We start from the raw sequence: 13,205 nt of genomic DNA, 5'->3' as shown, positions 1-13,205 counted from the left end.
GGGGTTGTGGAGGACAGACGGGGGCGCTTCTGAGCGAAAGCGGGCGTCAAGGTCGCGCTTCTCCAGCGGCTCCGGGATGTGCGCCCGCTCGCTGCGGAGCAAGCAGGATGAGCAACAGGATCGCGCCGGCAAGAACGGCTGTCGCGAGCGGCCTGCTAAGATCGAGGCCGCCCTTCGCTACTGGCTTGTCGAGAAAATCAACCACGGTCGCGCCGAGAGGCCGCGTACCAATGAACGCCATCCAGAAGAGCAGGACGCGCGAGATGCTTGTGAAATAATAGAACACGGCGAGAACCGACAGCACGCCAGCAAATATCAATGCGGCACCGGCATACCCAAGCGCACCATCCGAAACCCAATCACCCAGCGCCGTGCCCAGAGTTTGTGAAAAGGTGATCGTGATCCAATAAAATATCTCTGCGCCCCTGGTTTCGATACGGTTGATATCCACGCCCCCGAACGTGCGATGCCAGCAAAACAGCGACAGGAGGACCAAACTGGCCAACAGGAGCGAGCCGCCCGGGTAGCCCAGGCCGATGGATCGGGTCGAAAAATCGGCGAGCGTGGTTCCTGCCGTCGTGGAGGCGATGATTGTGGCCCAATACAACCAGGGGTTGAAGCGGCGTGCGCTGACCTGAAGCCAGATCAGTGCGATCAGCACGACGCCGAATATCGCGGTGCCGACAAGATAGCCATTCACGCCGCTGCTGGCCCCGGCCGGCGTGGTTTCCCCCAGCCATGTCATGCTCACCGCATCGCCACCGGTTTCTCCCAGGGTGGTGGCGAGGATTTTGATGATCCAGAAGGTGAAGGTCACGGCGGGAACCTTGCCGCCCGCTTTACTCATCCGTGCCTCCGCGACAGCGACTGGCTCTCAATGAAGCCTTATCGGCATGTCCGCAATCGCAGCCGGCGCCCTCCCCACCGATCCGCGACCATTGGATCATCGCCGCGCATCGCCTACATGCGCCCGCATGACCGATATCACCGTCGCCGCGCTGCAACTCGCTTTCTCCGATGATCTGGAGCGAAACATCGCCAACGTCTCGCGCCTCGTCCGTGAGGCGGCTGCGCGGGGCGCGCAGGTGATCCTGCCGCCGGAATTGTTCGAGGGCGAGTATTTCTGCCGCGTCGAGGATGAGGGATTGTTCGCCAACGCCCGGCCCACCGCGGAGCATCGCGCGGTGCTGGCGATGCAGGCGCTCGCATCCGAACTGAAAGTCTGGATTCCGACAAGCTTTTTCGAGGCGGACGGCCCGCATCATTATAACAGCCTCGCAATGGTCAACCCGGACGGAAAGGTCGCCGGCGTCTATCGCAAGAGCCATATTCCCGATGGTCCGGGCTATGAGGAGAAATTCTATTTCCGCCCCGGCAATACGGGATTCAAGGTGTGGGACGGCCCGGCGGTGAAGCTCGGCATCGGCATCTGCTGGGATCAATGGTATCCTGAAACGGCGCGCGCGCTGATGCTGATGGGGGCGGAGGTGCTGTTCTACCCCACCGCGATCGGCAACGAGCCGCATGACGCGGGACTGGACACCGCGCGATTGTGGCGACGCGCGATGATCGGCCACGCGGTGTCTAACGTGGTGCCGGTGATCGCCGCCAACCGCGTCGGAACCGAGCACGGCCAGACGTTCTACGGCACCAGCTTCATCTGCGATGAGCGCGGCGACATTCTGGCGGAACTGGATCGCAACGAGGAGGGCGTCATCACCGCGACCCTGGATATCGATCGCGTCAAACGTCACCGCGCCGCTTTCGGCTTCTTCCGCGATCGCCGGCCGGAACTGTACGGGCGCCTCGTGCACGATATCTGATCGCGCGCCGAACATGCTGTCGCAGCGTGGGTTTTTCTGCCACGCTCTGCCGCGATGACCCGCCTTCGCCCTGACGACGCCGACGCCCGCTTCATCCGGCGCCTGTTCATCACCGCGCTCATATTAGGCGTGCTCGCCGCGCTTTACGTCGCGGCAAACCTGCTGATCCTCGCCTTCGGTTCGGTGCTGGGCGCGATCGTGATCCACGCGATAGCGGAAATCTATCGCGAGCGGGTGCGGATGCCCGCCAGGGTCGCGCTGGGCATGGCGGTCTTGACGATACTGGCGCTGATCGCGTTTCTCGGCTGGCTTTTTGCCGTAGCGTTTCGCGAGCAGGTCAATCTGTTCGTCGCGCGGCTGCCGCTGATGATCGACCAGCTCGGCGGCTATATGGCGCAGACGCCGGTCGGGGCGAAGATCGCCGATGCCGTGCGTGCCGCCTATGCGGGCAGCCGGATCGCGCAGGATATCGGCGGGCTCGCACAGGGTGTCGGCGAGATATTTCTCAACGCCCTTCTGGTGCTGGTAGGATCGATATTCTTCGCGGTCGATCCGGGGGTGTACGAGCGCGGACTGCTGCTGCTCATGCCACCATCGAAGCGCAAGGCGATCGACGACGCGCTCGTCGATGTCGCCTCCACGCTGCGGCTGTGGCTGCGCGCGCAGCTGATTCAGATGACCACGATGGGCGTTCTCGTCGGGCTCGGGCTCTGGGCCGTGGGCGTGCCCTCCGCCGCCGCGCTGGGCCTGCTGACCGGCCTTTCGGAATTCATCCCCTATGTCGGCCCGGTTGCGGCGATGCTTCCCGCCCTCGGCCTCGCCGCGACGCAGGGGCCGCATGCGCTGCTGTGGACATTCGCGGTGTTCGCGGCGGTCCGGCTGGTGCAGACCAATCTCATCACGCCATTCGTTACCAGCCGGGTGATCGCGATCCCGCCGGCGGTAACCCTGTTCGCGATCCTCGCGATCGGCGCGGTATTCGGCATCTTCGGCCTGTTCTTTTCCGCTGCGCTCCTCGTCGTCATCTTCACTTTGGTCCGCAGTCTTTACCTGCGAGAAACCCTTGGGGAGGATATGCCGTTCGGCACGCGCTGAATGGCCCGAATCGCCTCACAGGCCCTGCGACTCGCGGGAAACCCTCGCTTAAGTCGAAATTAACCTTTTGCCTTCAGAAAGTATTTGGTTAATCATTCTGTCGCGTTCGGGCCTGGGAGGGACCGTAACGCGGTGTCGAACGGGGAAATCAGATGCGGGTGTTGCTGATCGAGGACGAGCCGACGACCGCGAGGGCGATCGAACTCATGCTCACCACGGAGGGGTTCAACGTCTATGCGACGGACCTGGGTGAAGAGGGTTTGGACCTCGGCAAGCTATACGATTACGACATCATCCTGCTGGATCTGAACCTGCCCGACATGCATGGCTATGACGTGTTGAAGCGGCTGCGCGTCGCCCGCGTCACGACGCCGGTGCTGATCCTTTCCGGCATCAACGAAATGGATTCCAAGGTGCGCTCGTTCGGCTTCGGCGCCGACGATTACGTCACCAAGCCATTCCACCGCGAGGAGCTGATCGCCCGCATTCATGCGGTGGTGCGCCGCTCGAAGGGGCATTCGCAATCGGTCATCAAGACGGGGAAGCTTGCCGTCAACCTCGATGCCAAGACTGTCGAGGTCGATGGCGCACGCGTGCATCTGACCGGCAAGGAATATGCGATGCTGGAGCTGCTCTCGCTCCGCAAGGGCACGACGCTGACGAAGGAGATGTTCCTCAATCATCTCTATGGCGGCATGGACGAGCCCGAGCTGAAGATCATCGACGTGTTCATCTGCAAGCTCCGCAAGAAGCTGAGCCTCGCATGCGACGGCGAGAATTACATCGAAACCGTGTGGGGCCGCGGTTACGTCCTGCGCGAACCGGAAGAGGCCGTGCAGGTCGCCTGACCTGACCACGCTTCGTTACCGGTAGACGGCCGCGACATCGGGGGGTGTCGCGGCCGTTTTCTTGTCCGGTCGGTAGTTGGCGGCTGGTATGTCAGATTGCGATTTGCCGGCTTTCGCCGCCATTATCTGGCACCATTGCGGACACCGGCGCGCCAGGAGCGCGACCATCCACGCGGTGCGATCACACAATCGTCGATCGTCATTTTCCACCGGCGGGCTGGCAGAAACATGTTGTACCATTCGGGACAACTGTGTACCGAAAGGTCAATCACCTCTCGCGATCGCTCACGACCGATCGCACGCCGAAGGGAAAAACGATGTCTCGTCCTCCGTTTCCACCATTCACTCATGAAACTGCGGTCGAAAAGGTTCACCTGGCGGAAGACGGGTGGAACACGCGCGATGCGGCCAAGGTAGCGCTCGCGTACACGCTCGATACCCGCTGGCGTAACCGGGTGGAATTCGCGACCGGCCGGGATGAGGCCCAGGCATTTCTCACCCGGAAATGGAACAAGGAGCACGAATACCGGCTCATCAAGGAGCTCTGGGCCTTCACGGGCAATCGCATCGCGGTGCGCTATGCGTATGAATATCGTGACGATGGCGGACAATGGTTTCGCGCTTACGGGAACGAGAACTGGCTTTTCGCGGAGGACGGTCTGATGTCCAACCGCCATGCGAGCATCAACGAGATGCCGATCACGGAAGCGCAGCGAAAGTTTCGCTGGCCGCTCGGTCGCCGTCCGGATGACCATCCGTCGCTGAGCGATCTGGGCTTGTGAGCGCCAAACGCGTCCTGACCGATCGCCAGAGCGCGTTGCCCGCATTGGCCGAAGCATTCCGCGAACACGGCTTCGCGGGGGCAAGCCTCGCCGTGCTCTCGGCGGCGACAGGTCTTGGCAAAGGCAGTCTCTACAACTTCTTCCCCGGCGGGAAGCAGGAGATGATGGAGGCGGTGCTCAAGGACATAGAACGCTGGTTCACCGCTGCGATCTTCACGCCGCTGGAGCATGTCTCGGAGCCGCGTGCGGCCGTTACGGCCATGATAGACGATGTGACGACGTACTTCCTGTCGGGAAGGCGCGTATGCATCGTCGGCAGTCTCGGCCTCAATTCTGCCGGCGATGCATTCGCGGCAGCAGTGAAGCAGTATTTCGCCCGCTGGATTGCCGCCCTGGCGCTTTGCCTTGAACGAGGGGGTGTGCCACCCGCGCCGGCATTGGAACTCGCCGAAGAGGCCGTTTCCGGCATCCAGGGCGCCATTGTCCTGTCGCGGGCGCTTGGTGACGAGGCGACCTTTCAGCGGATCGTCGGGCGGCTCAGAACGTCTCTGCTCGGGGCGCTGGACCGCAACGGCTGAGCGGGGGCGGGCGCTGGAAATGGCCTTTGCAGGGAAGCGTTGATCACTTTTCCCCGCACTCAGATCGTTTTCGGGATAGGTGCTGCGTCGCTACCGAAACCACTGCCATCGGCGCTCGGTCAGGCTGCCCGCTTCCACATCACTCGCTCGCTGCGTTTCACGCTCGCGGCTCACAGATCACATCGTTCCGATATCGCCTGTCCAGCGTTCGCTCAATACCTGTTCTGAGCCGCTTCAGCGTGCCGAGCATCGGCCGCTCTATGAGCACATAGACGCGAAGGCTCACCACGATTGATATGATGAGCAGAGCGACCGCGAGCATTTCCGGGTTCGCTCGCGCATCGTCCGGTAGCGTCGCACGCGCGACCTCCAGCACGATCGGGTGAACCAGATAGAGCGAATAGGAAGCGTTGCCCGCGCGCTCGAAAAACCTGGGTAGCCGCCCGTACGCCTCTCCGCATCGCACAGCCCCTGCGACGATCAGCGCATACGGCACGCCCAGGAAGAGCAGCCGGCTGGAGCTGGCCGTTCCTGAAACCACGCCCTCGGGGTGGACCGAAATCGTGATCGACCACGGGGTCACGATCAGCAGGAGCAGCAGCATCGCGCCGACGGTGAGTGAATTGCGCGATATCCAGCGCCACCTGTCGCGCCAGCTCATCCATACGAGCAAGCCCAGCGCGAATTCCCCCATGATGGGATTGAACACGATCGGCGCGCGCGCATGAAAAGCCGAAAAGCTGCCGGCGATCGCCAGCAAAGCAAGCGAGAGCAGCAAAACGCGATCAGGACGAGTTGGGCGCACGGCGATGATGATCGCCGCCAGGGCGTAGAATGCCAGCTCGAACGCGAGCGTCCAGCCAGCATAGAGCGCGGGAAAGCGATAACCGCCATCCGCATCCCACGTCACCGGCAGCACCGAGTTGATATAGGCGCCGGGCGGAAAGCTCGCGCCGCGCCAGAGCATCCAGCCGATATAGACAGCACTCGCCAGCCAGAACATCGGCAGGATGCGGATCGCGCGATCTGCGAGAAAGCGCCCTGCCCCCGCATGCGTGCGCCGACTGACGACATCCGCCATGATGAAGCCGCTGATGATGAAGAACAGATCGACGCCGGTCGCGCCAAAATTGGCAAGCCCCGGAAGCTGCGGGAAATACCCGGCCCTGACCAGCCCCGGGTGATCGCGCATCGTCATGAATATGTGATGCACGACGACGCCCATCGCCGCGATGCCGCGCAATATCTGTATCGCTTGCAGGCGCTCCCGTTCCATCGCCGCCGACAATGGACGAGCCGGGTTAGAAGATGATGAAGGCTATTTGCGTTCCCACACCTTCTCGCCCCCGATCCAGGTCTGCTCAACCACCGTCTTGCGCAGGTCGGCGGGGCTGGCGTTGAGCGGATCCCGATCGACGATGATGAAATCGGCGCGCTGACCGGGGGCGAGTATCCCGAACTTGCTCTCGGCGAATCCGGCATATGCCGCACCGCCGGTATAGGCCCACCACGCCTGTTCGCGCGTCACCGCCTCCTCCGGCCGCCAGCCGCCATAGGGCTGGCCATTCGCGTCCTGCCGGGTGAAGGCCGCGGCCCAGCCCGCCCAGGGATCGGGCCGCTCCACCGGCGTATCGGAGCCAAAGGCGAGCTTCGACCCGTTCGCCAGCATCGATTTCCACGCATAGGCCCCCGCCAGCCGCTGCGGGCCGAGACGCGCCTCGGCCATTGTCCGGTCGCTCGTCTGGTGGACGGGCTGCATCGAGGCGATCGTGCTGTATCGACCAAAGCGCGGGAGATCGGCGGGATCCACAACCTGGGCATGTTCGACACGCCAGCGGCGATCGCCCGTGTAAGTATCCGAGAGCGACTGGATCGCGTCCAGCACCTGCTGGTTGGCGCGATCGCCGATCGCGTGGACGGCCACCTGGAAGCCATCCATCGCCGCTCGGCTCATCTGGTTCTGGAGTTGCGTGTCGCTGTTGAAGCCAAGTCCGCGCTCCCCCGGTGCATCAGCATAAGGCGCCTTCAGCCACGCCCCGCGCGAGCCGAGCGCGCCATCGGCGTAGAGTTTCACTCCGCCCATCCGCAGCCGATCGCCGTAAAGCCACGGCGTCGGTCCCTTGCCACCGACCCGGCTCGCCGTTTCCACGCCCATCGCATAGCTCATCACCCGAACACGCAATGCGCCGATATCGGCCATACGGCGGAAGCTGAGCCAGTCGTCGAGCGTCGTTCCCATATCCGCGATCGCCGTGACGCCATAGCCGAGCAGCACCTGCTGCGCCGCCAGGAAGGCCGCGTCTCGCTCCTTGGGCAACGGCTGCGGCAGAACCTTTTCGATAATCTTGGTGGCGGCATCGACGAACACGCCGGTCGGCTGGCCATTTGCGCCTTTTTCGATCCGCCCGCCCGTGGGCGTGGGCGTGGCGACGGTGACGGCCGCCTCGCGCATGGCCACGCTATTGGCCCAGCCGGCATGGCCGTCCGCCCGCTCCAGCCAGACCGCGCGGCCATTGGCAACCGCGTCCAGATCGGCCGCCGTGGGGAAACGGCCCAGCCCCCATTTCTCCTGATTCCAGCCGCGCCCGACGATCCACTTCCGATCCGGGTTGGCCGCGATATAGGCCGCGATCTTGGCCTTCGCTTGATCGAGCGTTGTCGTGTCCGACAGATCGAGCGACAGTGCCGCGAATCCGAGGCTCTCGACATGGCCATGCGCATCTATGAAGCCCGGCAGCAGCACTTTGCCCTTCAGATCGGCGCGCCAGTCATAGCGCGGGCCGGGATCCTTCTTCGTCGGCTTGTGCGGCGGCTCGTTCATTGCGACGAGGCGAACGACCTTACCGTCCCTGTCCATGACGATCGACTTGAAGCGGACGACCTTGCCGTCGCGATCGAGCGTGATGCCCTGCACATTGTCGATCAGCGCGTCCGCCAGGGCGGGCAATGGAAAAAGAATGGCGACGGCCGCGAGCAGCGCGGCCCTCACCGCGGCAGCCTCCGCACGAGCGCGCTGGTATCCTGTCGCCCGCCGCCCAGCTTCTGCACCTCGGCATAGAATTGATCGACCAGCGCCGCCGCCGGCAGCATCGCGCCGTTCCGCTTCGCTTCGTCCAGCGCGAGGCCCAGATCCTTGCGCATCCAGTCGATCGCGAAGCCGAAATCGAATTCACCCTTCGCCATCGTGCCCCAGCGATTGACCATCTGCCAGCTCTGCGCCGCCCCGCCGGACACCGCCTCGAACACCTTGTCGAGATCGAGATCGCTCGCCTGGGCGAACCGCAATGCCTCGCTCAGCCCCTGCAACACGCCGGCGATGCAGATCTGGTTGACCATCTTGGTCTGCTGCCCCGCGCCGGCCGAACCGACATGGACGATGCGCGCGGCATAAGGCTCCATCACCGCCCGCGCCTTCGCCATCGCGGCGTCGCTGCCGCCGCACATGATCGAAAGCTGGCCCTTCTCCGCACCAGCCTGACCGCCGGAAACCGGCGCATCCACGCTCAGCCCGCGCGCCGAGGCGAGCCGCCGCGCAATATCCGCGGAAACCGTGGTGTGATCGATGAACACCGCATCCGCCCGCATCGCCGCGAATGCGCCGTCGGCGCCCAGCGTGACCTGCTCCAGATCGAGGTCGTTCCCGACGCAGGTGACGACAGCATCCGCCCCCGCCGCCGCAAGCGCTGGCGTGTCCGCGACGCGCAGCCCCGTCGCCTCAGCCTTGGCGCGGGTGCGGTTATAGACGGTTACGTCATGTCCGGCGCGGGCGAGGTGCCCGGCCATCGGGGCGCCCATGACGCCAGTGCCAATGAATGCGATCTTCATAGCCCGTCGATTAGGCGTAGTTTCCACGGCGCGCCAGATGGTCTAGGCGGCTTCCCTCGCCGCCGCCCCAGTTGCGGCGCGAACAGGAGGTTATGTTGGCCACCGCCGCGACGAACGACGAATCCCTTCCCGTCTCCATCGACGACGTGCGCGCGGCGCACATGCGGATTCGCGACTCGATCGTGCGGACGCCGACCCTTATCAGCAAGACGCTGTCGCAGCTCACCGGCGCGCGCGTCTATCTCAAGTTCGAGAACCTGCAGTTCACGGCCGCCTACAAGGAGCGCGGCGCGCTCAACACCTTGCTCCAGCTTTCCGACGAGGCGAAAGCGCGCGGCGTGATCGCGGCGTCCGCAGGCAACCATGCGCAGGGCCTCGCCTATCACGCGAACCGGCTCGGCGTGCCGGCCACGATCGTGATGCCCACGACCACGCCGATCGTTAAGGTGACGCAGACGCAGGGCCACGGCGCGACGGTCGTGCTCGAAGGCGAAACCTTCGACGCGGCTTATGCCCACGCGCGCACGCTCGAGGCGCGCGACGGCTACACCTTCATCCATCCGTTCGACGATCCGCGCGTTATCGCGGGCCAGGGCACGGTCGCGCTGGAAATGCTTGAAGACGTTCCGCAGATCGACACCTTCGTCACGCCGATCGGGGGCGGCGGCCTCATTTCGGGCATGGCGACCGTCGCGGCTGCGGCGGGCCGCCCGATCGAGGTGATCGGCGTGCAGGCCGAGCTTTTCCCGTCGATGTACAATCGCCTCAACCACACCAATCTGCCATGCGCGGGCGACACGCTGGCGGAGGGCATCGCGGTGAAGGAACCGGGCGGCCTCACCGCGCGGATCGTGGCGGCGCTGGTGGGCGAGATCGTGCTGGTTTCCGAACGAAGCCTCGAACAGGCAGTCAGCCTTCTGCTCCAGATCGAGAAGACGGTGGTGGAGGGCGCGGGCGCCGCCGGCCTCGCCGCGCTGATGGAGCATGGCGATCGCTTCAGGGGCAAGACGGTCGGCGTCGTGCTGTGCGGCGGCAATATCGACACGCGATTGCTCGCCAACGTGCTGCTGCGCGATCTGGCGCGGTCCGGCCGCCTCGCGCGGCTGCGCATTCGACTGCAGGACCAGCCCGGCTCGCTCTATAACGTCGCGAAGATATTCGACGAGCAGCGCGTCAACATCATCGAGGTGTATCACCAGCGCGTGTTCACCTCGCTTCCGGCGAAGGGGCTGATCGCAGAGATCGAATGCGAGGCGCGTGATCGCGCGCATCTCGATCGGCTGGTGGGCGCGCTGCGCGAGGGCGGCTATGAGGTAAGCCAGGTCGAGCCCGCCTGAATCTGGCCTCTGGAACGATCGGCGGGAGCGGGTTAACCTCCTATTCGTGGTTAACGGGCTTTTCACATTTGCGCCAAGGATTCATATCCTGTCGATGCGGCGTGAATCATCGCGCCGCTCGCAAGGATTACGTCGGTGACGGCGCCATTTCGCTTTCCGCGCTTTTTCGTGACCAGTCCCGCGCCGTGCCCCTATCTGCCGGGGCGGCAGGAGCGGAAGGTGTTCACCGAGCTTTCCGGCCCACATGCGAGCGAACTCAACGACGCGCTCGGCCGGATCGGTTTCAGGCGGAGCCAGTCGGTTGCCTATCGCCCGTCGTGCGCGGGGTGCACGGCGTGCGTTTCCGTGCGCGTGGTGACGCATGAATTCGAGGCCAACGCCACTCAGCGCAAGCTGATCCGCCGCCACGCCGATCTGGAGGTGACGGCGTGCCGCCCGTGGGCGACCGACGAGCAGTTTCAGCTCCTGCGCCGCTACCTCTCCTCGCGTCATCCCGGCGGCGGGATGGCGGGCATGGACGAAACGGATTACGCCGACATGATCGAGCAATCGCCGGTCAATTCGGTGATCGTCGAATATCGCGAGCCTTCGGTGAACGGCGCGCAGGGCAAGCTGATCGGCGCATGCCTCACCGATCGACAGGCCGACGGGCTATCGATGATCTACAGCTTCTTCGCTGCCGATCGCGAGGACCGGCCGGGGCTGGGCAATCTCATCATCCTCGATCACATCCTGCGCGCGCGCGCCGCAGGGCTGCCCTATGTCTACCTCGGTTATTGGGTGAAGGGATCGTCGCGGATGGAATACAAGACGCGCTATCGCCCGCTCGAAATCCTCGGCCCGCGCGGCTGGGCGCTGCTGGCCGAGCACGACGCGGTCATCTGATCGCCCGCTTCACGTGCCGGCCAGACCGGTGAGCATGTCCGGCGTCAGCAACTGCGGCAACAAGCGCGGCTCTCGTGCGCCGGGTGCGTACCACAGATAGAGCGGCACGCCGGCGCGATTGTTCGCCTCGATAAAGCGGCCGAGCGCGGGGTCGCCATCGGTCCAGTCGCCAACCAGCACCGCAACCTTCCCCTTGCTGAAAGCACGCGCGACCCTTTCGGTTTCGATCGAGGTCTTTTCGTTGACCTTGCAGGTCAGGCACCAGTCGGCAGTGAAATAGGCGAACACAGGCCGCCCTTCCGCGCGCAAAGCTGCCAGGCGCGCCTCGCTGAACCGCTCGGCACCGGCGATCGTGGTTGCCGGCCGCGCCGCGCCCGGATGGAGCAGCGCCATCGCCATCAGCGCCGCCGGTATCGCCGTCAGCCCCGGCCACCACGCCCGCTCCCTGCCCTGCCCCTGCATCCAGCCGGTCCACCACAGGCCAAGCGCCAGCAGGATCAGCGCGATCGCGGCGAGCACCAGGCCAATGCCGCCCGCCTGCCGCCACAGCACCCAGCCCAGCGCCGCCGCGGTGAGGAACATCGGAATCGACAGGATATGACGCAGCCGCACCATCCACGGCCCCGGCTTCGGCAGGCGACGCCGAAACGCCGGGACGAAGCCGATCAGCAGGAACGGCAATGCGATGCCGAAGCCCAGCCCCGCGAAAACCATCAGCGCGGCAGCCGTGGGCAGCACGAGCGCCGCGCCAAGCGCCGCGCCCATGAACGGGCCGCTACATGGTGTCGCGACGAACGCTGCCAGTGCGCCGGTGGCAAATGCCCCGGTGGTCCCGGATTTGCCGGCGAATCGCGGCGTGGGGAGTTCGAACAATCCGGCAAGGTTGAGCGCGAGGCCGGCCACGAGCAGCAGCAACACCCCGATCACGCGCGGATCCTGCAGCTGAAACGCCCAGCCGACGGCCGATCCACCGGCGCGCAACGCGAGCAACCCGCCGCCCAGCGCGAGGCACACGAGGATCACGCCCGCCGCATAGGCAAGCGATTCACGCCGCGCGATAGCCTCCGTTTCGCCCGCCCGCGCCAGGCCAAGCGCCTTCAGGCTCAGGATCGGAAAGACGCACGGCATGATATTGAGCAGCAGGCCGCCCAGCACCGCGCCGGCAAATGCCAGCAGCGCGCTTCCCCACACGCCGCCGGCCGCATCGGCAGGCGCGACGACGCCAGGATTCGCGAGGATCGCCAGCCCGCGTCCCTCGCCCGTCGCCAGCACGCCGGCAATCCTGCCGCTGGCCGGCACCGCCGCCAATTTCGCTTCAACCACGAGCCGGTCGCCGTCACGCGCGATCTTTTGCGGCGCGGCATAGTCCACCGCGCCGCCCGCGAGCGGATAGAAATAGGCATCCCTTATCGGAGCAGCGGCGGGAAACGGCACGCCCAGCCTGAATACGCCTGCGGCCGCTTGCCAGGTCGCGCTCGCGCCGAGCGGCTGCGGCAGGGCGCGCCGCCACGCATCGAATCTGGCCCGCAACGCCGGATCGGCCGCGCCGTCGCCCACAATAAGCGCGGTCTGAAGCGTCTGCGTTTCCGGCACGCACAGATCGGCGGTGCAGACGAGGTAATCCGCCTTCACGCTGATCGGCAGGGGCGTGCCCGGCGCGAGACCCGCAGGTATCTGAACATCGACGAGCATGGCGAAGGGGCGCTCGAACACATAGTTCATCAGCCCCGCGATCAGCAGCCGTTGCGGCACCGGATAACGCAGTTCCCCCGCACGCGCGCCGGAAGGCAGCGTCCAGGCGAGCCTCGTTCCCACGCCCGCGTCGCCGGGATTCTGCCAGTAAGCATGCCAGCCCGGCGCCGGCACGGCATCGAACGCCAGCGTCACGGTGCCGCCAGCTGCCGGGCGCGGCGTTTCCGCGACCAGCCGCATCGCGACATGCTGGTCGGCTGCAGCGGGCTGCGCGACCATTGTCATCAACCCGACCAGAAGCGCCACTATGCGCCGGAACCATGCTTGCCTCGCCATCATG

General features: G+C 65.1%; 12 protein-coding genes. 7 read left to right on the top strand and 5 right to left on the bottom strand.

Features of this window, described 5'->3' with window-relative positions:
- Positions 1-46: 46 nt before the first annotated feature.
- Positions 47-847 (bottom strand): hypothetical protein, encoded by an 801-nt coding sequence (locus ACM61V_RS07475; RefSeq protein WP_419713915.1) that lies wholly within the window; start codon positions 845-847, stop codon positions 47-49.
- Between the two features lie 127 nt (positions 848-974).
- Between ACM61V_RS07475 and aguB the strand changes: the two genes are divergently transcribed.
- From aguB to ACM61V_RS07450, 5 genes are all read left to right on the top strand, one after another.
- Entirely contained in the window at positions 975-1,823 is an 849-nt protein-coding gene (aguB, locus tag ACM61V_RS07470) for an N-carbamoylputrescine amidase (RefSeq protein ID WP_137787390.1), read from the top strand.
- 54 nt (positions 1,824-1,877) lie between these two features.
- Positions 1,878-2,918, top strand: coding sequence for an AI-2E family transporter (locus ACM61V_RS07465; RefSeq protein ID WP_137787391.1), 1,041 nt, complete (start codon positions 1,878-1,880; stop codon positions 2,916-2,918).
- A gap of 152 nt (positions 2,919-3,070) precedes the next feature.
- Positions 3,071-3,766: a response regulator transcription factor CtrA gene (ctrA, locus tag ACM61V_RS07460; protein WP_137787392.1), complete on the top strand. Its 696-nt coding sequence runs from the start codon at positions 3,071-3,073 to the stop codon at positions 3,764-3,766.
- A 317-nt stretch (positions 3,767-4,083) separates the two neighbouring features.
- Positions 4,084-4,548 (top strand): DUF1348 family protein, encoded by a 465-nt coding sequence (locus tag ACM61V_RS07455; RefSeq protein WP_137787393.1) that lies wholly within the window; start codon positions 4,084-4,086, stop codon positions 4,546-4,548.
- Positions 4,545-5,126: a TetR/AcrR family transcriptional regulator gene (locus ACM61V_RS07450; RefSeq protein WP_137787394.1), complete on the top strand. Its 582-nt coding sequence runs from the start codon at positions 4,545-4,547 to the stop codon at positions 5,124-5,126. The genes ACM61V_RS07455 and ACM61V_RS07450 overlap by 4 nt, the downstream gene beginning before the upstream one ends.
- 157 nt (positions 5,127-5,283) lie before the next feature.
- On the opposite strand, the gene ACM61V_RS07445 is transcribed toward ACM61V_RS07450, so the two are convergent.
- The 3 genes from ACM61V_RS07445 to ACM61V_RS07435 are packed head-to-tail and all read right to left on the bottom strand — an operon-like array spanning position 5,284 to position 8,951.
- Positions 5,284-6,402, bottom strand: a complete 1,119-nt coding sequence (locus ACM61V_RS07445; protein WP_137787395.1) for an acyltransferase family protein — start codon at positions 6,400-6,402, stop codon at positions 5,284-5,286.
- 42 nt (positions 6,403-6,444) lie between these two features.
- Positions 6,445-8,115: an amidohydrolase gene (locus ACM61V_RS07440; protein WP_137787396.1), complete on the bottom strand. Its 1,671-nt coding sequence runs from the start codon at positions 8,113-8,115 to the stop codon at positions 6,445-6,447.
- On the bottom strand, positions 8,112-8,951 hold the full coding sequence (locus ACM61V_RS07435) for an NAD(P)-dependent oxidoreductase (RefSeq protein WP_419713914.1): 840 nt from the start codon (positions 8,949-8,951) through the stop codon (positions 8,112-8,114). The genes ACM61V_RS07440 and ACM61V_RS07435 overlap by 4 nt, the downstream gene beginning before the upstream one ends.
- A gap of 95 nt (positions 8,952-9,046) precedes the next feature.
- Between ACM61V_RS07435 and ACM61V_RS07430 the strand changes: the two genes are divergently transcribed.
- Both ACM61V_RS07430 and ACM61V_RS07425 read left to right on the top strand, forming a co-directional pair.
- Complete coding sequence (locus ACM61V_RS07430; RefSeq protein ID WP_419713913.1) at positions 9,047-10,288, top strand: threonine ammonia-lyase; 1,242 nt, start codon at positions 9,047-9,049, stop codon at positions 10,286-10,288.
- Between the two features lie 135 nt (positions 10,289-10,423).
- On the top strand, positions 10,424-11,173 hold the full coding sequence (locus tag ACM61V_RS07425) for an arginyltransferase (protein ID WP_137787399.1): 750 nt from the start codon (positions 10,424-10,426) through the stop codon (positions 11,171-11,173).
- A 9-nt stretch (positions 11,174-11,182) separates the two neighbouring features.
- Here ACM61V_RS07425 and ACM61V_RS07420 read toward each other — a convergent pair whose 3' ends face one another.
- On the bottom strand, positions 11,183-13,201 hold the full coding sequence (locus ACM61V_RS07420; protein WP_137787400.1) for a protein-disulfide reductase DsbD family protein: 2,019 nt from the start codon (positions 13,199-13,201) through the stop codon (positions 11,183-11,185).
- Between the last annotated feature and the right edge of the window lie 4 nt (positions 13,202-13,205).

It is taken from the genome of Sphingomonas sp. TX0543, from assembly GCF_048565505.1.
Lineage (GTDB): Bacteria > Pseudomonadota > Alphaproteobacteria > Sphingomonadales > Sphingomonadaceae > Sphingomonas.
Note: the sequence above shows the minus strand (reverse complement) of the source record. Positions and strands in the feature narration are given on the sequence as shown.